Origin of the sequence: Klebsiella sp. RIT-PI-d (genome assembly GCF_001187865.1) — a bacterium.
Classification (GTDB): Bacteria; Pseudomonadota; Gammaproteobacteria; order Enterobacterales; family Enterobacteriaceae; genus Superficieibacter.
On the sequence record NZ_LGIT01000009.1, the window covers coordinates 1,801,340 to 1,824,258 of the forward strand.

The window sequence follows — 22,919 nt, forward strand, 5'->3', positions numbered from 1 at the left end:
GTCGGTCAAACTTTCACCTCAAAGGTATTTAAAAGGTATTATTGAGTGGTATGTTGTCCGCGTACCCTATCTGTCATGAAGGATTTAAAATGAATACTAAAGTGAAGCTGTCATTCATGATGTTCATTGAGTGGTTTATCTGGGGGGCATGGTTTGTTCCTCTGTGGCTCTGGCTCAGCAAAAGCGGCTTTAGCGCCGGAGAAATTGGCTGGTCCTATGCCTGTACGGCCATCGCCGCGATCCTGTCACCTATTCTGGTGGGATCGCTGACCGACCGCTTCTTTTCAGCGCAAAAGGTGCTGGCGGTGCTGATGTTTGCCGGCGCGGTGCTGATCTACTTTGCCGCCCAGCAAACCACGTTCGCCGGTTTTTTCCCGCTGCTGCTGGCCTACTCCCTGACCTATATGCCGACGATTGCGCTAACCAACAGTATTGCGTTTGCCAACGTTCCGGACGTTGAGCGCGATTTCCCGCGCATTCGGGTAATGGGTACTATTGGCTGGATCGCCTCCGGTCTGGTATGCGGCTTTCTGCCGCAAATGATGGGCTATAGCGATATCTCCCCGACTAACATTCCGCTATTAATCACCGCTGCAAGCTCGCTGGCATTAGGGGTTTTTGCACTCTTCCTGCCCGATACGCCGCCGAAAAGTACTGGTAAGCTGAGTCTGCGCGTGATGCTGGGTCTGGATGCGCTGATCCTGCTGCGCGACCGCAACTTCCTCGTATTTTTTGTCTGCTCGTTCCTGTTCGCGATGCCGCTGGCCTTTTATTACATCTTCGCTAATGGCTACCTTACAGAAGTGGGCATGAAAAATGCCACCGGCTGGATGACGCTCGGCCAGTTCTCTGAAATCTTCTTTATGCTGGCCCTGCCGTTCTTTACTAAGCGCTTTGGTATTAAAAAGGTATTACTACTGGGTCTGATTACGGCAGCGATTCGTTACGGATTCTTTGTCTATGGCGGTGCAGATCAGTATTTCACCTACGGACTGCTGTTCCTCGGGATCTTACTGCACGGCGTCAGTTACGATTTTTACTACGTCACCGCCTATATCTATGTCGATAAAAAAGCGCCGGTACATATGCGTACTGCGGCCCAGGGACTGATTACCCTGTGCTGTCAGGGGTTCGGCAGCTTGCTGGGTTATCGCCTCGGCGGCGTGATGATGGAAAAAATGTTTGCCTATCCTGAGCCAGTGAACGGCCTCACCTTTAACTGGGCCGGGATGTGGGCGTTTGGTGGCATTATGATTGCCATTATCGCCGTATTATTTATGTGGTTGTTCCGCGAATCGGATAAAGAAATCACCGCCATAAAGGTGAACACCGATGCGCGCGATATTGCGCTGACACAAGGGGAATCTAAATGAAAGCTGAACGTATTCTCGGTGCTCTTTATGGGCAGGCGTTAGGGGATGCAATGGGGATGCCATCGGAGCTGTGGCCCCGCTCGCGAGTTAAAGCTCACTTTGGCTGGATCGACCGTTTTTTGCCAGGCCCGGCGGAAAACAACGCGGCCTGTTATTTTAATCAGGCAGAGTTTACTGACGATACGTCCATGGCGTTATGCCTTGCCGATGCGCTACTGGCACGTGAAGGTGAAATTGATCCGGAGTTAATTGGCCGAAATATTCTCGACTGGGCGCTGCGCTTTGATGCGTTTAACAAAAATGTTCTTGGCCCAACCTCGAAAATCGCGCTCAATGCAATTCGTGACGGAAAGCCGGTAGCTGAGCTTGAGAATAACGGCGTGACTAACGGCGCGGCTATGCGTATTTCACCGCTGGGCTGTATGCTCCCGGCGCGCGACGTGGATGCCTTTATTGATGCGGTGGCCCTCGCGTCCAGCCCGACGCATAAATCCGATCTGGCTATTGCCGGTGCTGTGGTAGTGGCGTGGGCCATATCCCGGGCAATTGAGGGCGATTCGTGGCGCACGATTGCCGATTCACTGCCTGCAATTGCCCGCCACGCGCAGGAAAGACGCATCACGACCTTTAGCGCTTCGCTTGCCGCCCGTCTCGAGCTGGCGCTGAAAATTGTTCGCGAGGCTAACGGCATTGAGTCGGCCAGCGAAGCGTTGTATCAGCAAGTCGGCGCGGGAACCAGTACTCTTGAATCCGTTTCCTGCGCGATTGCGATGGTCGAACTGGCGCAAACCGATCCGAATCGTTGTGCCATTCTCTGTGCCAATCTGGGCGGCGATACCGACACCATTGGTGCAATGGCGACGGCGATTTGCGGGGCGATTCAGGGCATAAACGCGATTGATCCTCAGCTGAAGCAGGAACTTGATGCGGTAAACCAGCTTGATTTTGGTCGCTACGCCGGGGCGTTATCGCGCTACCGCCAGCAGCGGGAGGCGGCATGAATGCCGGCTGGCTTCAGCAAAAACTGCCGACGCTGAATGCCAGTCGTCCGGTGACGGTGGTTGGCGCGGCAGTCATTGACGTGATAGCCGATGCCTATGCCCTGCCGTGGCGCGGCTGTGATATCGAACTGAAACAGCAGAGCGTTAATATTGGCGGCTGCGCGCTGAATATCGCGGTGGCCCTTAAACGCCTTGGTATTCCGGCCGATAACGCGCTGCCGCTGGGTCAGGGCGTCTGGGCTGAAATCGTGCGTAATAATCTGGCAAAAGAGGGGCTGACCAGCCTGATCGATAACGCCAGCGGTGATAACGGCTGGTGCCTGGCGCTGGTTGAACCGGACGGCGAGCGGACATTTATGTCGTTCAGCGGCGTGGAAAACGCGTGGAACGCACAGTGGCTGGAAAAACTGCATGTTGTTCCCGGCAGCCTGGTGTCGCTCTCCGGCTATCAGCTTACCTCCTCGTGCGGTGAACTGCTGGTAAGCTGGCTGGAAGGGTTAGAGGATGTTACGCCTTTTATCGACTTTGGCCCGCGCATCGCGGATGTTCCTGCCCCACTGATGGCGCGGATCATGGCCTGTAAACCGCTGGTATCCGTGAATCGTCAGGAAGCAGAAATCGCCGCGCAAACCTTTAATTTTAGCCATGAGACAGCGGCATTTGGCAAAGCCTGGCTTGGGAGATTCGATGCGCCGTTAATTGTGCGTCACGATAAAGAGGGCGCATGGTATTTCAGTCATCAGGGTACGGGAAACGTGGCGGCATTTCCGGCGACGGTCGTTGACACTATCGGCGCAGGTGACAGTCATGCTGGCGGTACGCTGGCGGGGCTGGCCTGCGGCTGGTCACTGGCAGATGCCGTGATGCTTGGCAATGCAGTAGCAGCGTGGGTAGTCAGTCATCGGGGCGGTGATTGCGCCCCCACTCGCGAGGAGTTACTCCTCGCAGACAAAAACGTATAGATCGCTGCGGCAGTGGCTGATGCTGTACTCAATGGGCCGTTGTTGCTGATCGAGCGCAACCTGCTTAATCACCAGCACCGGCACTTTGTTTTCCATTTGAATATGCGACTGAAATTCAGCATCCGGCATCCGGGCGCTGACCCGCGAGCGCGTCCGCTGGGGATAAATATGCTGGCTGCGAAAATAGTCATACAGCGAAACGCCGATGGCGTCGACATCGTGAATCAGCGCTACCGGTACCCAGGACTCTTCAATTGAGACCGCGTCCTCGTCGACGTAACGAATACGCTTGAGGAGAAACACATCGCTTTGCGGGTTAATCGCCAGCTCGCGCGCCACTTCGTCCGGGCATTTCACCACCCGTTTATTAACCCACAGGGTATTGGGCTTTTTACCGCGCAGTACCACCTGCTGGGAAAATCCCCGCGCCTCTTTCAGTGAGTACTCAAAGGTATTATTGATTTGCGTACCGTAGCCACGCCCCCGCGTTACTACGCCCTCCTCTTCAAGGGTTTGCATCGCTTTGCGTACGGTAATGCGCGACACGCCGGTTAACTGGCTCAAGTCACGTTCGCCAGGCAAAATATTGCCGTGCTCCAGCAACCCGCTACGCACGGCGTTTTTAACCGTTTCGGCAAATTTCAGGTACAGCGGCGTATTATCGGCGGCGGCAATGCGCTCGGTAAGCCGGGCAATAAGCTGGGTATGCGCTTGTTCCATTTGTCTTTTCCAGGCTTTGGATCTGTTGTTAGTATATCACCCTCACGTCAGGCCATAATGAGTTTCTTTACTGCCAGGACATGCTTACAGGGGCCGCGCTGCCCCTGATATTTGCTGAACCATTCGCAGGTACAACGTGCCCCGCTGGCATCAAGGATCACCGTATGCAGTACGCCACTCCCCTCAACTCGCGCCTCGGTTCGGTCTTGCTGCTGGCTGACAATCATAACGTTGTCATCGGCAATCAGCTTTTCAGCCCCTTTGAGACGCGGATTAAGGCTTAACATTCGCCCGGGCTTAAAGGGCAGCTGGCGATAAAACCAGGTTCCGTCATCGAGGTCAAAACCCAGTAATCCCATCGCCGCCAGTTGCGCCGGCAGCGTTTGTGTACTCCCCAGCCAACGGCTTTTCTGCGCGGTAAAAAAACGCGGATCGATGGGCTGGTTGGCCTGCGCCTGCTCATTAAAAATGGCCAGCCAGCTCTCATCAAGCCCCTGATTTAACGCCTCCAGCGCAGCCCCTTCGCCAGAAAAACCGCGCCAGCAGTCACGCGACAGCGACAGGATAAAACGCATATCGCCAAAATAGAGTTGCCATGTGGTGGACTGCCCGTGCGGATCGGCGAATACCTCCATCCTGTCAACAAAAGGTAACAGCGGCTCAATCAGGCGCAGACGATGCAGACCACCGATGCCTAATGCGGCTGCCGATTTTACCGGCGAGAAGTGGGGCGTATTGCCGCGCATGGCCAGGTAGTAATCGGTTTTCACCTGCCCTTTCGGCAGCGAGCGAAACAGCTGTTGCGTCTGCACTTTTGTAAACCGGTGCGCTGAGGCTGACTGTGCCAGATAAATTTGAACTGAACTCAGGCCGTTGATCCACTTTACCGGCAGCGGCACTTTACGCTCAATGACCTCGCTGTTTTGCCGGTGCAGGCCGACCGATTGTTGCCCCACCGAGAGGGTAACCGCCTCACCATGACGGATAGCACCTAACATAGATATCATCGGCTGATTAAAATCAACGTTGGTGGTGCCGCTTTGCAAAAACGTGCCGTCCAGCCCGTCAGGTAACATATCGACCCGCGCATATACGCCCGCGCAGTGGGAGAATCCTTCGAAGCGTACGCGTTGTTCTCCGGCGCTCACTATCGGATCTTTTAACAATGCCAGCCGGGCGGGGGAGAGATTGAAGCTCGCTTTAACCACATTTGAAAGTGCAATCAGGCAACGCGCCATCATTAACGGCTGTCTGACCTCGCCTTTGAAAAAACAGGGCGCGTCAGACGATTTCTGGATTTCGCTAAATGTTGCCAGTCGCAACGCGTCCTGACCGTTGTCGCGAGTCAACGCTGAATGTATGTTGTAACTATAAGTCAGTGTTTCGTCCATTACGCCTGCCTCGTTAATTCATGCCGCAGTTCGGTAAGCTTTTTGTAATTGGTGATTTTAACTGGCTTCAAATGCGTATCGATTACCGCGACCATTTCCAGCAGCGCGCCATCATGCCGGGCGCTGATGCCGCGCATCAATTCCATTGCCAGATCGGTGAAGCGTTTGAGCGGTGCCCAGCCCTGTGCCTCCAGGATACCAAGCGTTTCGCCAATGCTGACGGAGTCCAGCGGCTCACCGCGTCCCAGTCTGTCCTGCCAGATATCCGCAGCGAGTGTCCGTACCGTGGCGCTGGCGTGCAGAAAACAGAACGCAATGAGCATGTGTCCCATGGGCGTTAACGGCTGCGGCAACGCATTTACTGCCTGAAGCATGTTGATCACGCAGGTATCTTCGCGGATCCCGGCTCTCTCAAAAAGGTTTTCAATAAAGCGCATGAGCACCCCTTCGCTGTACCACGGGAAAGAGAACAGTATTCGCTGCTGATCCGCGCTATGTCGGGAGTAAGACGTGTTCAGAGAGTAGAGGTAAAACAGCCTGGCGTCAGTTTTACGCACGTGTCTGGTAACATCAAAGCGCAATAATTTCTCTGCCTGTTTATCTCCTTTGCCTGACGTCGCCGGAGCCACCAGACGCCAGGGAAAATGCGGCGTCAGCAACTCAGGTGGCAGGTTTCTTTCGGTGAGTAACGCCTGCCCGGGCGCATAAGACGACTCTGTCGGTAAAATTGCCCGACGGGTTATCATTGCAGCAAGAACGGTGTCATTCACCGGTACAGACAGTTTTCCGGATAAGAAATAGCGCATTACCGCGGCGTATTCGCCCTTCAGACTCTCCAGTCCCGCTATCTCATCCTCAATAACACAGCGCTGCAGGGCTAACTGAAAATCTACTTCGCACGGTGTATTGCCTGTCTGCTGATAGTGGTTTAGTCGCTCAAGTAATATGTCGGGAGCAATAAAACAGGGTAAATGGCTTGGCGTGGAAAGTAACGGCTGATAGTGCGCCTTTTCCAGACGGTGTAAAACCGCGGTTAATATATCGATATACGGCTGAAAATCTGCGCGGGTTGATTTCTGCCACTCATGAAAACCCCAGGTTAATTTTTCATATTTATCGTCGCTGTGCGTAATGGCCTGATAGCGCGCGTATACCGCAGCAATACTTTTATTGTCAAACCGCCGGGTTAATTGCCCGGCAAATTGCAGAAAAAAGCTCGCCAGTATGCGATCAAATGTTCCCTGCGCTGTTGACGAGGAGCGCACTATTTTCCACGCCTGAGCAAACGCCGGCTCCAGTTGCACCACGTTGTCGTGGTTTATCTCTGCGGCGAAACGCATCAGCGCGGCGGGAAACTGATCGAAATGATAAGACTCCAGATTCAGGAATGCGCGCCCGGCCAGGAAGATAAAATCATCCCAGCATTCAATTTCAGGAAGGCGGTTATCCTCACGAACGATCGGTAGGGCGACGACGGGTAGATCTTGTGTCTCGCGCTGCGCAGGCGATGGAGCAAGAAAATCGACGAGCAGCGTTCGTGCGCCGGACAACAGATTATCCTCATAGCCGGTTAATAGCGCGCGCAGCTGCGGATCGGCCTTGTCACCATATTTCACCAGCAGCTTTGCCGCTTTATTTTGCAGAGCAGGCGCTTTATTGAGAAATACGCCGGTAAGGTGCCGGCAGATGTCCGCTCGTCGCTCGGGGGTTAACGTTGCCAGTTTGTCGGCCAGCAGGAGACTGCTTTCAATAATGCCTTTGGTGGTGGCAGAAAATAGCAGCGGCAAATGTGAGATGAACTCGTTATCACGAAAGGCAGAATGCCCGACAATGCGTTTAATCGCCTGCAGCGCGGTATTAACGGGCTTACTTTGCGGGCAGCTAAGCGCAGCAAAAAGTTCATCCTGGTGCTGAAGGCACTCTTCATCTGTCGGTTGCAGAGCAGTAAAGAGGGTGGCAAACCAGTTGGTCTGGTCTTTCTTAAACTGGCGATTAACGCCCAGCAGACACTCTTTCAATACCCGCTGGCGATCCAGCCGCTGATTTTGCGTGTACTTCTGAAAAAGAAATGTCCATCTGCCCGTTTCACCGTCTTCAGCAAAGCCCTCCCCCTCGCGCCAGTAATCCAGCCATGAAATATTGCAGGGGCAGGAAAAGATCGTCCATATATGAGAATCAAGAATAAAAGGATATTTTTCGACGCAGGATGGCGCATTGATTATCTGTCGGGCGATATAGTCCGGAGCGATCGTATGCACATAGTCTTTAGCCAGCCAGTCGCACAATACCTCGTAGTCTACCGGCGTCAGATTCTGATCCGCATATTTTTGCATAAGTGCGGTAAACCATTCAGGAGAGGACCGGGATAAAACAGCATCAAGGATCTCAGGTTTGACGGCGTAAAAGTACTGCGCTTTGATTGACCGGCTATCGGCGCGGCTGTAGCAGCTCAGCATCGCCACTATCAACATCTCAAATTGTTGAGCCGACCCGCGCTGCCCCCAGCGTCCCGGTTTGATTTCATAAAATTCGTGCAGTCGCCTGGTCTCTTTTTTAATCAGCGGCACCAGCGTCCTGCGCGCGTTGTCATCCAGCGTCTTTAAATAAGCGAGCATCTGCTGCGAATTACCGGACGCGATAATCTGGCTGTACTTTTCCACTGCCTCTCCTGACGTATTAACGCGAACGGTCTTTATACCGGGCGACCAGTTTTTTAAAGTTCACTGGCAGGCGATCTTGCTCTGCGGCGTTTACGCATAATGATAAAATCTCGTCCTGAAAAGACGTCACCGCCGGACTGTGATGCTGCCCGTCCAGATAGTCGATAAACCGATTTATGGGCGCATACTGATGCATCAGCAGGCAGGCAATACACTGGCTAAGATAAGCCCGATTGAGAAAGCCCTGCTGAAGCGCCAGATGAATATATTCCGCCGCCAGTTCCCGGCTGACCTTCTTTTCAAACAGCAGGCAGACGGCAATATAAATCCAGCCGCCGTGATGAACCCGCAGTTGATTTTCCAGCAGACAGGTGAGCGGAAACAGGCAGTCTTCTTGTTCCTGAACTTCATTGCCGGAGGCGGTATCAGGAATAAGCCCGCGCAAAAAGACATCTGAATAATGTGGCACCAGCGACAGGCAGTAGAGGAGATCGGCCTTAGAGCAACAGTTATCCCGCTGTACACTGCAATAATACCAGGGATCGGAATAATGCTCTTTCTCCCCGTACCGCCAGCGCGTCTGGTTATTGATCACCAGCCTGCGCCAGGTCCAGCGCTCACCTTTATCAACGATCACCTGATAGTCACAGTTAAAAGGCCCGACGACTGCGGGCCACGTCGCCTGTTCCGGGGCCAGCAAGGTATAGTGCGGATAATATCCGTCTGGATGACGAGTACGGGTTATTTGCGCCCATAGCGGTAATAGCGCGTTATTGGCCGGGGAAACCGTCTCTGTGATACCCAGCAAATAGTGTATTGCCGGGGCATAATCGCCCTGTAAACCTGAGGCCTGCTGTTTTACCTTTTCCGCTATGTCGCCTGGCAGAAGGCGGTTGCAGGCAATAATCAGGTCGTCGGGATCAACCGGATAATTCTGCTGCTCATGCGCCAGCAACCGTTCCACCAGCGCCTGCGGCGCAACATAAAACGGTAAATGGGTCGGGGTTGCCAGCAGCGATAGTGAACTGTGGCGGCGTAAACGCTCAAGTACGAGTCGATTTTGATTTATCAGATGCGGGAAATACTGTTCATGGCTTTCGGTTGCAGGCGCAGGTTTCCCTGTCAGCCACGGGTGAAAGAAATCGCGCAGTGAAGACAATAATGTCGATGCCAGCCAGGGTTTCATTAGCTTTTTGTAATATGGCTGCATCTGCCTGGCGTAATCGGCAGGGATCTCCTCCTGGCGGGCAATAATCCCGGCATAAAATAGCTCAACGTCAAGCGCGTCCTGCCCGGCCAGCATGTTCCCGGTATGGAATAATAGCGCATCCCAACTTTCCGGCACCGCGACAGGCGTAACATCCAGCGCAGGCACAGGCGGGTCAATAACCGGTGAATGGGGTGTTTGTAATAATGCGGCAACAGCGGGTGTTAGCGCATCGCGATAAGGCTCAATGAGCGACGTTAGTTGTTCAGCGGAATGATAATGAAGCATGACCTGGGCGGTACGACGCTGTACGACCTCGTTTTGCTGGATCAGCGCGCCACACACCGTTTGCGCCAGTGAAGTGCGATACGGCGGAAAACGTTCGGCGAGAGCGTCAGCAATATTTAGCGCAATAAGCAGCGATTTATCGACATTTTCCCGCCCGGTCAGAATTGGCAGATGCTGCATAAAGCCCGCGCGATCAAAATCCGCAAGAACGCTTATCTTCTGGATGACGGGCAGGACAAAATTCAGCACTGAACCGGGGCTTGCATAAAATGTTGCCAGCAGCAGGGGCTGATGTTCCAGCCACTCCTTATCATCGGGAGCAAACATCTTCAGGATGCGGATATGCCAGTCGAGGCGACCTTTTTTGAAACCGATGCTTAACGAGGCCAGTAAATCGGCAATTAACCGGCGAGGCAGGCGATTTTCACCATACAGCTGCGCCAGAACGGCATCCCAGAACTCAGTGACAATTCCGCCGTCGGTTTCGCCGTCGGCGTTTTGCCATTTGCTGCGTAATAAAACCGGCACCTCGTGGTGAACGAAGGGCAGCAGCACCTGTTCGATTACCTGCGGATGCGCACGCAGGTAGTCAAGCTCGTCATTAACGCTGCGGGTGAACATCTCCACATTCAACAGCGCCCCGGCGAAAGAGGCCTCATCAAATGTCACCCGGCCCTGTTGCCACATGCGCCACAGTAAACGAAAATCGGGGCTGCTCTGGGGACGATGCAGCGCCTCCTGAACCACCTTATCCAGATAATCCGGCGCTGAGCGGATCACATAGTCGAACAGGGCATCGTGTAACGCACGATGACGGGCTTTAAGAAGAGTATGCAACAGCGTTAGCCGTGCAGGCCTGCCCGCCGGAAACAGACGCAGTTCTTTTAACGTGCGTGTACATGCCACCCTGAGTAAATCAACGGCATCGTGGACATATTCTCCCGCAAAAACCGCCTCATACTTCATCTCTCTCAGCGTTTGCAGCGTCGTCAGCCGTTGTTCTTCAGTGAGCGCCATCGCCCAGTCAACAATGGCGCTATAATCCTGCCTGCGAATAAGATCAACGGGTATCATCAGAACGCCTTTTCCATAAAAGTAGCGGTAATTGTAACCCTAAGTCCGTACGTTTAATCAGCCGGTTAAGTCCGAATGCTACCACCATGCATGAAAATGATGTACCGGGCCAGCGCCTTTACCGACCTCCAGCGAATCGGCCTGTGCCAGCGCGGCTGAAAGCCAGTTTTTCGCTGCCTGAACGGTATCGGCCCAGTTACTGTGGTGCGGACGGAGCGCGGCCAGCGCCGCCGACAGCGTGCAGCCGGTGCCGTGCGTGTTTTTGGTTTCGATACGCGGCGCATTAAACCGGACTTCCTGCTCGCGGGTAAACAGCCAGTCCGGGCTGTCGGCGTCGTCCAGATGACCGCCCTTCATCAGTACCGCACCGCACCCCATCGCCTGCAATGCACGTCCCTGCTCGCGCATTTCACGCTCGTTGCGGGCATGAGGCGCATCAAGCAGCGCAGCGGCCTCCGGCAGATTGGGGGTAATAATGGACACCTGCGGTAACAGGTGGCTGCGCAGGGTTTTCACCGCCGTCGGTGAGAGTAGCGGATCGCCACTTTTCGCCAGCATAACGGTATCCAGAACCACATTCTGCACCTGATAAAAGTGCAGTCGCCCGGCGACCGCCTCGACAATATCCGTTTCGGACAGCATACCGATTTTAGTGGTATCTATACGAACATCGCTCAATACCGAGTCCAGCTGCGCGGCGACAAAATCGGGTTCAATTCTGTAGACGGACTGCACGCCGCAGGTATTTTGTGCCACCAGCGCGGTGATGACCGAGCAGCCGTAAGCGCCCAGCGCCGAAAAGGTTTTTAAATCCGCCTGAATACCCGCGCCGCCGCTCGGGTCGGTTCCGGCGATAGTGAGTGCGTTAATCCGCTTCATATCAACACCTCGTCTTCCAGAGTCCATAACGCGTCAAGAAAGGCCGGAACAAAACTGCCAGGACCGGCACACTGGCAAGCGGCTTTTGCCCCCGCCAGTTTGATAAACGCGCAGGCAGATGCCACGTTATCCAGTCTGTCGCCGGGCAAGGCACAACTGGCGGCCACTACTGCGGACAGCGCGCAGCCGGTGCCGACGACGCGTGTCATAAGAGCATCTCCGCCAGGCACAGCCAGCATGCGTTGACCGTCGGTGACATAATCGCTCTCGCCAGTGACGACGATAATAGTGGAAAGCTTGCCGGCAAGATGTTGTGCTGCGGGCAGTGCGGCAGCGGCGGTATCAGTCGTATCCACACCCCGTCCTCCGGTGCTCATTCCTGCCAGAGCAAGGATTTCAGAAGCATTTGCCCGAATTGCCGCTGGCCGCAGGGATAAAAGCGCATCGCAAAAGCGGCTACGCAATGTCAGCGCCCCCACGGCGACCGGGTCCAGCGTCCAGGGTTTTTGCGCCGCATTCGCACTGATAACCGCCGTACGCATTGCCCGGGCGCGTTCTTCGGTCAACGTCCCCACATTAATTAATAGCGCGTCGGCCAGCGCCGAAAACTGCCCGGCTTCCTGCTCATCGACCACCATCGCCGGAGAGGCTCCCAGCGCCAGCAGAACATTCGCAGTGAAAGTTTGTACGACATCATTGGTCATACAGTGAACAAGAGGAGAACGCGTACGAAAGTGGCGTAACGCGTGCGCCGTCGTCTTACGGCTATGAAGGTCAGGCTGCATGTTTATGCTCCTGCCAGACGATGAAGAAGGGACTTCTGTAACAGGAGTCAGACTTCCCTACGCTGGCATTATCCAGATCAGGTAATACGGGTATTTCTCAGCCTTCACGAAGAAGGGCACCCCGAGTCAACGTTATATAAAACAATAGCTTACAATAAAAAACTGTAATTACTAAGTGTAACCGGGTGCAGGGTTCAGACGCAAGGATTTTCGATTTATCGCAGCTTGATGACATAAGGGATTGATACACCCTTTCCCCACGATGGGGCCAACTAAACACACGTTTGCCGCAGAAGAAAAATTGAAAATGACGTTAAATCAATAACAGCAAAATACACATACTTTAATAAAGAAGGTAAGAAAGCGGTATTCATAGCATCCAGTTTAATGAATAAGGATGAATGCAGTATTAGATTCAACGGCTATATCACTCTTTCACGAGAGTTTTAAACAACAGAGGGCTGTTAAGCCCTCTGTTGTTTAGCGTTTGCAGCCACAACGCTGCGCCGTCATTTTCGGCCGCTCATTTGCGCAGTAACACTTTCAGGCCTTCGATGTCGACCCCCTTTTCAAGAACACCAGTGCTGGTTTAGCAATACGTGCTTTTTGTGATCTGCGTCAACATTACAATCCCGACTTCAGTAGATAGTTCACTCGCGAAACTAAAAAGGATCCTGATGAAAACGGGTCGGGATATCTTTTACGGGAAGCATTAAAAGCAACATGACGTATTGACGACTGACCTCAACGCGTCATAAACGTGATGATATTTTTAACAAAAATAGCGTTGGGCTATTTTTATCCTTCCGACGTTAATGCCTGTGCTTTAATTAATGCACCGGCAGAGTAAAAACAGAATTAGACGTTTTTAAGGTTATTTGATGAAAAAGTTAATGATGATGGTAATCAGTGCCGCTGTTCTGGCTGGCTGCTCCTCTCCGGCTGACAGAATGGCAAAGTGTGAAGCACAAGGTGTAAGCGTCGATACGTGCTATGCGGTGGAGCAAAATCGTCAGACGAGTATTAATGCGGCGGCAGAAAAACAGGCGCTAGAAAATGCTCAGGCTCAGTATCCGGCACAGAAAGCACAGGCAGCACATGTTGCTGACCCGATGCGTGAAGCCACGTTAACCGGGCCGGGGGTTAAGGCGACCGTCAGCAATGGCTTTTTTAATGCCACGATCAATGGCAAAAAAGCGGCAGTGAAGCGTTTTAATGCAAATTATTATGAAATCAGCGGCGCGGGTTATACGCTCTCACTGTCACTAAACAGTGAGGGAATCGAAAGCGCGTCTTATACCAAAGCGCACTCTAAAGCGAACGGGATATTACAGGTTAAACAGTAATGCTTCAAACCCCGCCGGTTAGGCGGGGTTTCATGATTTGCATAAGTGCAATGCTGCGAATACCCATCTTTCCCATCGCTGGCGTCTGGCCTGACGGACATGCGCGTTTCTCATCTGGTCATCCACTGCGACTCAGACAATCGGCACTATTCATTCCGTGAATAACAGGTATTCTACACGAGGCGCTTTAGCCCTGTGATTTTAGATCTCGTGGAACATTCCTTGTATGCATAAACGATTACGCGTGCCGCTCCTGCTGGCGCTGTTAACCTGCCTGATAATGCCCATTTTTGCTCATGCCGATGAAGAGACGGGAGAAAACGATGTTGAGCAACCTGTAAAGGTTGTTAATGCCAGCACGGCGTTACCGGCCCTGCAAAAGCGGCTGGACTCTCTCAAGCAGCGGGTTTCAACGGCGAAAGCCGATAAGCAATTCACCGCCCTGAATGATGATGCGCAAAAACTGGCCGCTGATGCCGAGAAACTGGCCGTGGCGCTGGTCCCGCAGTTGACGCAGATCCAGGGACAGTTAGATGTATTAGGCCCGCCCCCGGCTCCCGGCACGCTACCTGAAACCCCGCAGGTTATCAGCCAGCGTAATAAACTTAATAACAGTAAAACGCAGCTCACCACCCAGATCGAGCAGTCTAAAGCTATCGCCTTGGGGGCGCAAAACCTGTCCGCACAGATTTCCGGGCTGCGGCGCGATGCGCTTAAAACGCAAATAGCGCTGAATACCGGCAGTATTCTCGGCGCGAAATTCTGGACGCCGCTAACAGATCCGAGTGAAAAAGATGCGGCCCGTTTTGATAACTTCGGCGCGCAGGTGAGTAGTGCCTGGAGCCAGGCATGGGAAGATGAATGGCGGGTCGGCAGCGGGTTTCTCCTGCTTCTGGCGTTAACTCTTGGTCTTGCCGGTCGCCGCGTACTGGACATCCCCATGAACTGGATCCTGCCGCGCTGGCTGCCGCAGGGCCGTTTTCGCCGCAGTTTTCTCGCCTGCTTTACCACACTAAGCACCACATTGACGCTGGGTATCAGCATACAGTTGCTGTGTTACGTCTTTACGCGCCTGCCGGATACCGCTCAGCCGGTGCTTGAATTTGCCGAACAGCTGATTGACCTGTCCTATTTCTCGGCAATTATTGCCGGGCTGGGTATTGCCCTGCTGTCGAATCGTCACCCGTCGTGGCGTCTGCCGGGCATCGCCGATCCGATCGCCAAAACGCTGGCCTCGTTCCCGATCCTGCTGGCCACGTTCATTTTTATTTTTGGGATTGTTGAGCAGCTCAATAGCCTGGTCGGTGCCAGTATTGATGCCACGCTGTTTGGTAATGGTCTGTCGGCACTGCTGGTGGCGATAAATTGTCTGGTCGCCCCGATACGTATCAACCGAATGCGCCGCACCATGCGTGCTGAGGGAGAGCAAACGGAAGTCCGCTCAACCCTGGCGGGGCTTATTCACTTATTGATAAGTCTGACGGCGCTGGTGATCCTGCTGGCACTGCTGATTGGCTATATCCCGCTGGCGCGCTTTGTGACCTTCGAACTGCTGTGGATAGGCCTTGTGATCAGCGCGCTCTACCTGCTGATTCATTTTGTGGTGGATCTGTGTGAAAGCGTCTTTTCCCCGTCAACGCACAGCGGCAAAATTCTTAAAAGCACGCTCAGCGTGAACGATCGTCATCTTTCACTGGCCTCCACGTTGTTCTCGGCCGTCGGGAAAAGCAGCCTGGTGCTGATGGCGGCGGTTGCCCTGTTAAACGGAACCTTTGGCACCACCACGCCGCTGGAATTGCTTAACAAAATTGCCGATATCTGGGGCGGAAAAGGGCTGGAGGGGGTTAATATTATCCCCGCCCACGCGGTTAACGCCGTGCTGTGTCTGGTGATCGGCTGGTACGTACTGCGCTCGTCGCGTCGCTGGCTGGACAACGATTTCCTGCCCAAAACCATGATGGATCGCGGAATGCGCGCATCGCTGGTGACGCTGTTCACCAACGTGGGCTACGTGCTGATTATTATGCTGACGCTGTCCATGCTCGGCATTGAGTGGAATAAGCTGGCATGGATTGTCAGCGCTCTGTCGGTGGGGATTGGTTTTGGCCTTCAGGAGATTGTGAAAAACTTTATTTCCGGGCTGATCCTGCTGACTGAGCGCCCGGTTAAGGTGGGCGATCTGGTGAGTATTAGCGGCGTGGAGGGCGATATTCGTCGCATTAACGTGCGCGCAACGGAAATTCAGCTCGGCGATAAATCCACGGTTATTGTGCCCAACTCTCAGCTGATTTCGCAGAACGTACGTAATGCCACCATGGGGAATGCGCAGGGGGTAGCCACCATCACCCTCACCTTCCCGCTGGATATCGATCCTGAAAAAGTGCGCAATCTCCTGCTGGAGGCCTATAACCTGCATGACTCGATTCTGGAGACGCCACCGCCGTCGGTGAGCTTTAAAGAACTGGGGCCGACCGGGATCGTGCTAAGCGTCACCGGCTACGTCAACAGCCCGCGCATGGTCAGCAGTACCCGCAGCGATTTGCTGTATGAAATTCTGAAAATGCTGCGTGCAGAAGGGATCTCATTGAGCCAGACGCAGACGATGATCCTTGAGCAATCGTCCGCAAAACAGGATCTCGAAGCATGATTATTATGCATGGCCTGCCTGGGCCATGCATCATTACATAATGCTTAGCGAGCCAGTGAAGCCGCCATTCTCACCCACGTATGCCTTTGCCCGCGAACGGCCATTGATAAAGTATATACGGCCTGCGGAGAGGCCATTCCGGCGACGCCAGCATCGCCAAAATTATACAAATCGGCTCCACAGCGTTTGCTGGCAAGCGCAATCTGGCGGATGGTGTCCTCATCTGCGCCTTCCTGACTGCTGCTCAGTGTAGTTATCGCCATACCTCCTGCCTCGCGAATAGCCGAAAGCGCAGCTTCAACATGGGCTTCAGACGCGCCGCGACAGCCTGACGGCGCGGGAACCATAACGCCATCAGCCCCTGCGGTGATGTAGCTGGCGTATTCGTCGGCACACGCTAAACCGGCGGCATAAAATTTTGCCACGAGGATCATTTTATCGGTCCTGGCACGAAGCAGTTTAATGCACTCACACACCCGCTGAGCCGTAACGCCAGGCCTGTCATAGGCGGTTAAGCAAAAGAAATCCGCCCCGCCCAGTTGAGCAAAATTATGCAGATTGCAGGCTCGCGGGTTGTCCGGCGCGTCATCGGCAAACACCTCGAGGCTGACGCCGACCATCCGGCCCGTTAACTGTTTAAAATGGTGTAAATCGCGGCACCCCTTAATTTGTTGCAACTGGCAGTTCATTCCTTTTACCAGCAGCAAATCTGCGCCAAATGCACATAACAGCTCGCCGTTAGTCACTTCACCGTAGAGCGGGGCTGCATCGGCTGCCACTTCGGCCATAACAGCACGCCCTTCTGCAGCGATAATCGCCTGTTTAAGTTCTGTGCTGCTGGCAGGCTGGCTAAAATCACTGGTACGACAGTTCAAAATACGCTGCATGATTATCTCCTTAATTCAGGCAGACCAGCGCCGGTGAGGGTTGACGAAATGCCGTTTCGAGGATCGACAGATTAGTGAGCGCTTCCTCTTCACTCACATAGTTGGCAACGCCGGTGGTTAACGTGTCGTAGAGTGCATCATAAACGCGCCCGTAATCGCCTTTTTCCGGCGCAAGATGCTCGATATGCGTCTCTCCGTTTTCATCAATATATTCCAGACGCGCGCACTGATTATCGGCAGCGAAATCCGGATGATCCGGCATAATCCCCGCCTTCAGACTGGTTTCCTGCCGATCGATATGGTCGTGGACAAAGCTTCCTTTGGTGCCGTGAACAACAAATTTGGGATACGGGATCTTAACCAGATGACTGGTTTTAATAATGGCTTTCAGGTTGCCGTAAAATAGCTGCGCCTCGAATGTATCATCAGGGTTGGCTTTCTGGCGCAGATGGCGCAGGTGGTAAGCTACATGCGAAGGACGGCCAAACAACGAAAGCATTTGATCCAGGGTGTGTACGCCCAGGCCGTAAAATGCACCGTCGAATGCACCACCGGGCTGGGGGTCAGCGTCAGGCCGGAAATAGTCAAAATGGCTTTCAACCTCGACGATATCGCCGAGTTTGCCGCTTTCGATGGCCTTCTTCATGGTCAGAAAGCAGCTGTCAAAACGGCGATTCTGGAAGGGAGAAATGACTAATCCCTTCTCTTTCGCCAGCGCAAAAAGCGTTTTGGCTTCTTCAAGGGTGGTGGTGAAGGGTTTTTCGACCAGCACATTTTTACCGTGCTCAAGGCAGAGCCTGGCATAGTGAAAGTGGCTATCTGGTCGGGTGCAAACCGTGACCAGAGTAATCTGTGGGTCATTGAGGATCTCGTTGACGCTATCGGCAAAGGCGATGCCCTGATATTCCGGCAGGCTCTCCCTCTGCGGGTTGCGAACCGCATCGAAAATACGCTTCACGGTAAATTTGTTTTTACGGATTAAGACATAGGGTAGATGATAACGGGTGGCACTTTTACCGAAGCCAATGAATGCGCTGTAAATCATGATGGTTCTCCTTAACGCACTAAAAAAGTCAGCGCCGCCAGCACGGCAGATTTGCCGTCCAGCTTGCTAAAAAAGCCCGTGTCCAGCGGTTGTACCGGACAGCGGTGATTAATCTCTTCGCTAATGCTTTCGCGCATGTAATTCAGCTGCGGTCCCAGCAGAATAAGATCCGCTTTTTGATATTCTTCCTGAAGGCGTCCCACGTTGATGGCATAAATAGTCAGTGGATAGCCCGCTGACTCAGCAAACTGACTCATTTTTCTCGCCATGATTGAGGTAGACATACCTTCATTACACATCAGGACAATGGTTTTCGCCTGCTGCAGGACGGGTACGGATTGATCGGGTACGGTAAGGGGCGTTTGCGCAATTTCATTCACCAGCTGCTGTGCTTTTGCGCTTATCATTGATTTTTCATAAGCCGCAAGAAATGGCAGATAAATCACCACGCCGAGGAACAGCAGGATAATTTGCAATATAACGTTACGATAGTCACCGCCAGAACCTAACCAGCCTGATAATAATGGCGGGACCGACCACGGCACATACGCCACGATTTTCGACACCATTCCCCATTGCGTTGCGAAATAGGCAATAATAAAGTTTACCTGCGGATAAATAATAAAAGGGAACATGATTAACGGGTTATACAGCACCGGAAAACCGAAAATTACCGGTTCGTTAATATTAAAAATCCCGGGAGCTAATACGGTTCTGGCAAATTTCTTATGACTTGATATTTTACTGCGCATGAACAGTGCAATCAGCAACGCCAGAGTCGTCCCGGTCCCGCCCATATGGCCATAGAGATCGCGAAACGGCAGAACAATAATATGCGGTGGAACCTCGCCTTTAGCAAAGGCCGCCATGTTCTCCTGCATCGCCACTAATAATGGCGGTTCGAGTATAGGGTTAATAATACCGGAAGGATGAATACCCAGGGCAAAAAGCACGTTAGTTAACGTGGTCAGGGTCAGGAAACCGGGAAGATTAGTGGTTAAATGGACCAGCGGGGCCTGAATCGCCTGCTGAATAATTTCATGTACTTCCCGATGAAACAGCGCCTGGACTACGACCGCCAGAATCGCGAAGGCCAGTACGGTGAGCATAATTGAAAACATTGACTGAAAAGAGTGCGCCACCATCGGCGGAACGTCGTCACCCAGGCGGATTTGCAGTCGTTTGCTGCCAGAGATCCACAGAAAAAGGTCGGTTGAGACCACCGCCGTCAGAATGGCGACAAACACGCCACCCGCGTTGGTCAGACTAAAGGTTATTACGTTGCTGACCTCAACACGCGTTTCACCAGTGACGGGTACCAGCGATACGGTCGTTGGCATTAAGACTAAAAACGCGGCCAGCGCTACCATCGCCGGAATAACCGGCGTAGCAAACCGGCGTTTTGTCGCAATATTCCACGAAATCAGTACTACCAGCATCAATGACAGAATATTCATTGTGCCGTTTAAAATGCGCTCGCCAATGCTGCGGATTGAATTAATCACGTCGCCGGGCAGTAACGACGCCAGAAAACCGTTAGCATCCAGAAACACATAATTTACCATTATGAATAAACCGGCCAGTACCAAAAATGGCACGGTAATAATAAAGCTATCACGCAGGCTGCGCAGATGGATCTCTGCTGCCATTTGCTGTGAAATATCGGTGACCTTTTGCAGTAGAGTTCCGCTACTCATAGTCCATCCTTATTTATCGTTCAACGCGAAACAGGTTAACGCCGGGGTTAAAATAGCGTCTGCCCTTAGCATGAAACCACATCAACACTAAAATCAAGGCTTTTATTTTAAAAGTAGTCTACTTTTAAAATAAATGAGATCTGGATAATGTTTTTACCCGCGAGATATAATCAGGCTGAAAATAACAAAGGAGACGCATTTTGCGCAGATATATTCAGATATCAAATATAATAAAAGAAAGGATATTAAGTGGTGAATATATTACGGGCGAAAAAATTCCGTATGGTCATCAACTATGCGCCGAGTTTGCCTGTAGCAAAATTACGCTTAATAACGCGCTGGACATTCTGGTTCAGGCCGGTTTTATCACGCGTCAGCGGGGGCTGGGGACGATTGTCAAAACCGCCTCGCCGCAGCAGTTGTCTGCGCACTCTCCGATTCAGGGCGTGAGTCGACTCCATGAATCACAGGGGGTTGAGGTTCATAGCCATCTTTTACACTTTGATATTGCCTTCCCGCCGGGCGAGATCGCTTCTCAGCTGGCAATGACACAAGACCAGTATGCCTGGCATTTCAGGCGGGTGCGGTATGTGGGCAACGATCCCCTGTCGATTGAAGAAACCTGGATCCCGGTCAAAATTCTGCCGGACTTTACGCGCCAGGCCGCACTGGGTTCCGTGTATTTGTTTGTTGAACAGTCGCTGAAGAAAATTCCCTGTAGTTCACATACCCAATTTTATTCCCTGCCCAGCGATCGGGAAGCGCAAGAATGGCTGAAACTACAGGTCAATGAACCGGTAAGCGTGACGCTGTCGGTGACCTATCTCAACGACGGTCAGCCGTTTGAATTTTGCACCAGTCGCTATCACTATCAACGGTTTAACTACAATGCCGTTGTGCAGCGAAACTAGCCTGTACCCTTTCGCACTGGGTTTTCACCGCCTCATAAAGCAATCGGACGCCCGGTGAAAGTTGCTGGCGATGCGGGCAGATCAGGGTAAGCGGCGCAGGTTCTCCCTGATACTCCGTCAGGATAAGCTGCAACCTGCCCGCCTGAACATCGTCACTGACGTCGAGCCAGGATTTATAGGCAATACCTTCCCCGGCAATGGCCAGACGGCGGATCACTTCCGCGTCATCGCTCATGATGGCACCAGAAACATTCACTTCATGGATATCTCCATCGCGCTGTAGCCGCCAGCGATCGTGTAATCGCCCACGCAGCACGAAGGTCAGCGCACTCTGTTTCTCCAGGGCGGATAGCGAGGCCGGCTCCCCGTGCTGGCGTATCCATGCGGGTGAAGCGACGAGCACCCGGCGATTATCGGGGGCAACCGGGAGCGCAACATACGAGGCATCTCCCTGCGCGCCGTAACGAAATGCAATATCGACCGGATCTTTAAAAACGTCGGTGATCTGATCGGAAAAGAAGAGGCGCAGACGTAAAGCAGGATGCTGCTGACATACCTGGCGAAGAACCGATAACAGCAGATTACGCCCTAAATCCGAGGGTACAGCTATCTGCAGCGTGCCACGAATTTCATCGTCCGGAGCCTGAATTTGTTGCAGACCGGCACGCATCGTATCCAGCATCCGGGTGGCATAGGGCAGCCAGGTCTCCCCTTCTGTCGTCAGGCGTAAACTGCGGGTTGAACGGGCAAAAAGACGAATGTTAAGCGCTTTTTCCAGTCTCTTTATCGCTGAACTCACCTGCGCGGGCGGCAGGCCCACCTCGCGTGCAGCTTTACTGAAACTGTTTAATGCCGCCGCGCGAACAAATAAGGTTAAATCTTCCAGCCTGAACATTTTCACTCCCGGAATATAAGTGCTGTCGTTGGCAAACCGTTTTTTCCCTGCGCTCAGGGATCTATTATTGATTCATCAACACAATAACTGTTTACCCTTCGAGGAGCCATTATGAAAGCTATCGTCATTACCGGGGCTGCACAAAACGGCAGCAATATTGATTTTTTACAGGATGCAGAACTGCCTGAGCCCGTTGCACACGGGCACGATCTCCTGATCGAGGTAAAAGCGATTTCGGTGAACCCGGTAGATACCAAAGTCCGTGCGGGTTTTAACGCCGACCAGCCGCGCGTGCTGGGGTGGGATGCCACGGGCGTGGTGGTGGCAAAAGGCGAAGACGTTACGCTTTTTAATGAAGGGGATGAGGTGTGGTATGCCGGTGCGTTGGGCCGCGCCGGTAGTAACAGTGAACGGCAGCTGGTGGACGAGCGGATCGTGGCGCTTAAACCGAAGAGTATTGATTATGCCCCGGCAGCTGCGCTACCACTAACGGCGATCACCGCCTGGGAATTACTGTTTCACCGGCTGGGGATCAAAGAAGGAGGTGGACAGGGCGAGAGCGTGTTGATCGTGGGGGCGGCGGGCGGCGTCGGCTCAATTTTGACCCAGCTGGCAGCAAAACTGACGCATTTAACGGTTATCGGTACCGCATCCCGCCCGGACAGCCAGCAGTGGGTGAAGAAATCAGGTGCGCATCATGTCATCGATCACAGCTTGCCTCTGGCTGATGAACTGCAACGCGTCGGCGTCAACAACGTGAATTATGTTGCCAGTTTGACCCATACTGATGAGCACTATCCGGCGATAATCGAGGCGCTGGCCCCCCAGGGCAAGCTGGCGCTGATCGACGATCCGCAAAGCCTGGATGCCCGCCCGCTGAAAGCGAAAAGTATTTCGCTGCACTGGGAGTTTATGTTTACACGTTCTATGTTTGAGACAGTCGATATGATTGAACAGCACCATCTGCTAACGCGCGTCGCCTCATTAATTGATGACGGCACACTTATCAGCACGCTGGGCGAACATTACGGGAAGATTAATGCGGAGAATTTACGCCACGCGCACCGACTGCTGGAAACAGGGCGTTCCGTTGGCAAAATAGTGCTGGAAGGCTTTTAAGCGCAGAGCTGGCGCGGTGGACCGTTCCGCCG

17 protein-coding genes, 1 pseudogene and 1 riboswitch are annotated in these 22,919 nt (G+C 53.1%); of the genes and pseudogenes, 8 read left to right on the top strand and 10 right to left on the bottom strand.

Going from position 1 to position 22,919, the window contains the following annotated elements; translation table 11 throughout:
* The first annotated feature begins 89 nt into the window (after window positions 1-89).
* From AC791_RS14850 to AC791_RS14860, 3 genes are read left to right on the top strand one after another with little or no spacing between them, the layout of a single operon-like run.
* Window positions 90-1,373: a nucleoside permease gene (locus AC791_RS14850; protein WP_049841181.1), complete on the top strand. Its 1,284-nt coding sequence runs from the start codon at window positions 90-92 to the stop codon at window positions 1,371-1,373.
* Window positions 1,370-2,374 carry an ADP-ribosylglycohydrolase family protein gene (locus tag AC791_RS14855; protein ID WP_049841182.1) on the top strand — a complete coding sequence of 335 codons (1,005 nt, stop codon included), beginning with the start codon at window positions 1,370-1,372 and terminating at the stop codon, window positions 2,372-2,374. The genes AC791_RS14850 and AC791_RS14855 overlap by 4 nt, the downstream gene beginning before the upstream one ends.
* Window positions 2,371-3,336, top strand: a complete 966-nt coding sequence (locus tag AC791_RS14860; RefSeq protein WP_049841183.1) for a PfkB family carbohydrate kinase — start codon at window positions 2,371-2,373, stop codon at window positions 3,334-3,336. Before AC791_RS14855 ends, AC791_RS14860 begins: the two co-directional genes overlap by 4 nt.
* On the opposite strand, the gene AC791_RS14865 is transcribed toward AC791_RS14860, so the two are convergent.
* The 6 genes from AC791_RS14865 to thiM all read right to left on the bottom strand — a co-directional run bounded on the left by AC791_RS14865 (window position 3,310) and on the right by thiM (window position 12,340).
* On the bottom strand, window positions 3,310-4,056 hold the full coding sequence (locus tag AC791_RS14865; protein ID WP_049841184.1) for a GntR family transcriptional regulator: 747 nt from the start codon (window positions 4,054-4,056) through the stop codon (window positions 3,310-3,312). The genes AC791_RS14860 and AC791_RS14865 overlap by 27 nt on opposite strands.
* A gap of 47 nt (window positions 4,057-4,103) precedes the next feature.
* Window positions 4,104-5,447, bottom strand: a complete 1,344-nt coding sequence (locus AC791_RS14870; RefSeq protein ID WP_049841185.1) for an SWIM zinc finger family protein — start codon at window positions 5,445-5,447, stop codon at window positions 4,104-4,106.
* On the bottom strand, window positions 5,447-8,107 hold the full coding sequence (locus AC791_RS14875) for a DUF6493 family protein (protein ID WP_049841186.1): 2,661 nt from the start codon (window positions 8,105-8,107) through the stop codon (window positions 5,447-5,449). The genes AC791_RS14870 and AC791_RS14875 overlap by 1 nt, the downstream gene beginning before the upstream one ends.
* A 16-nt stretch (window positions 8,108-8,123) precedes the next feature.
* Window positions 8,124-10,676, bottom strand: coding sequence for a DUF6493 family protein (locus AC791_RS14880; RefSeq protein WP_049841187.1), 2,553 nt, complete (start codon window positions 10,674-10,676; stop codon window positions 8,124-8,126).
* Window positions 10,677-10,754: 78 nt separating this feature from the next.
* A complete protein-coding gene (gene thiD, locus AC791_RS14885; RefSeq protein WP_049841188.1) occupies window positions 10,755-11,555 on the bottom strand; it encodes a bifunctional hydroxymethylpyrimidine kinase/phosphomethylpyrimidine kinase in 801 nt (266 codons plus the stop codon).
* Entirely contained in the window at window positions 11,552-12,340 is a 789-nt protein-coding gene (thiM, locus tag AC791_RS14890; RefSeq protein ID WP_049841189.1) for a hydroxyethylthiazole kinase, read from the bottom strand. Before thiM ends, thiD begins: the two co-directional genes overlap by 4 nt.
* 37 nt (window positions 12,341-12,377) lie before the next feature.
* Window positions 12,378-12,474, bottom strand: a riboswitch (TPP riboswitch).
* A gap of 169 nt (window positions 12,475-12,643) precedes the next feature.
* Between thiM and AC791_RS19920 the strand changes: the two are divergent.
* The 3 genes and pseudogenes from AC791_RS19920 to AC791_RS14900 all read left to right on the top strand — a co-directional run.
* Window positions 12,644-12,790 (top strand): annotated as a pseudogene (locus AC791_RS19920) (Shiga toxin A subunit); the annotation flags it as partial.
* A 431-nt stretch (window positions 12,791-13,221) separates the two neighbouring features.
* Window positions 13,222-13,686, top strand: coding sequence for a hypothetical protein (locus AC791_RS14895; RefSeq protein ID WP_049841190.1), 465 nt, complete (start codon window positions 13,222-13,224; stop codon window positions 13,684-13,686).
* A gap of 226 nt (window positions 13,687-13,912) precedes the next feature.
* The gene (locus AC791_RS14900; RefSeq protein ID WP_049841191.1) at window positions 13,913-16,333 is read left to right on the top strand and encodes a DUF3772 domain-containing protein; all 2,421 of its coding nucleotides are present in this window, start codon (window positions 13,913-13,915) and stop codon (window positions 16,331-16,333) included.
* 44 nt (window positions 16,334-16,377) lie between these two features.
* Here AC791_RS14900 and AC791_RS14905 read toward each other — a convergent pair whose 3' ends face one another.
* From AC791_RS14905 to AC791_RS14915, 3 genes are read right to left on the bottom strand one after another with little or no spacing between them, the layout of a single operon-like run.
* On the bottom strand, window positions 16,378-17,220 hold the full coding sequence (locus AC791_RS14905) for a hypothetical protein (RefSeq protein ID WP_049841192.1): 843 nt from the start codon (window positions 17,218-17,220) through the stop codon (window positions 16,378-16,380).
* A 10-nt stretch (window positions 17,221-17,230) separates the two neighbouring features.
* Window positions 17,231-18,268 carry an oxidoreductase gene (locus AC791_RS14910; protein ID WP_199485519.1) on the bottom strand — a complete coding sequence of 346 codons (1,038 nt, stop codon included), beginning with the start codon at window positions 18,266-18,268 and terminating at the stop codon, window positions 17,231-17,233.
* An 8-nt stretch (window positions 18,269-18,276) separates the two neighbouring features.
* Window positions 18,277-19,962, bottom strand: coding sequence for a PTS transporter subunit EIIC (locus tag AC791_RS14915; RefSeq protein WP_049841194.1), 1,686 nt, complete (start codon window positions 19,960-19,962; stop codon window positions 18,277-18,279).
* Window positions 19,963-20,162: 200 nt separating this feature from the next.
* On the opposite strand from AC791_RS14915, the gene AC791_RS14920 reads away from it, so the two are divergent.
* Window positions 20,163-20,873 carry a GntR family transcriptional regulator gene (locus AC791_RS14920; RefSeq protein ID WP_049841195.1) on the top strand — a complete coding sequence of 237 codons (711 nt, stop codon included), beginning with the start codon at window positions 20,163-20,165 and terminating at the stop codon, window positions 20,871-20,873.
* Here AC791_RS14920 and AC791_RS14925 read toward each other — a convergent pair.
* Window positions 20,842-21,768, bottom strand: coding sequence for a LysR family transcriptional regulator (locus AC791_RS14925; RefSeq protein WP_049841196.1), 927 nt, complete (start codon window positions 21,766-21,768; stop codon window positions 20,842-20,844). The genes AC791_RS14920 and AC791_RS14925 overlap by 32 nt on opposite strands.
* 111 nt (window positions 21,769-21,879) lie before the next feature.
* Between AC791_RS14925 and AC791_RS14930 the strand changes: the two genes are divergently transcribed.
* On the top strand, window positions 21,880-22,887 hold the full coding sequence (locus AC791_RS14930; protein WP_049841197.1) for a zinc-binding alcohol dehydrogenase family protein: 1,008 nt from the start codon (window positions 21,880-21,882) through the stop codon (window positions 22,885-22,887).
* Window positions 22,888-22,919 lie beyond the last annotated feature (32 nt).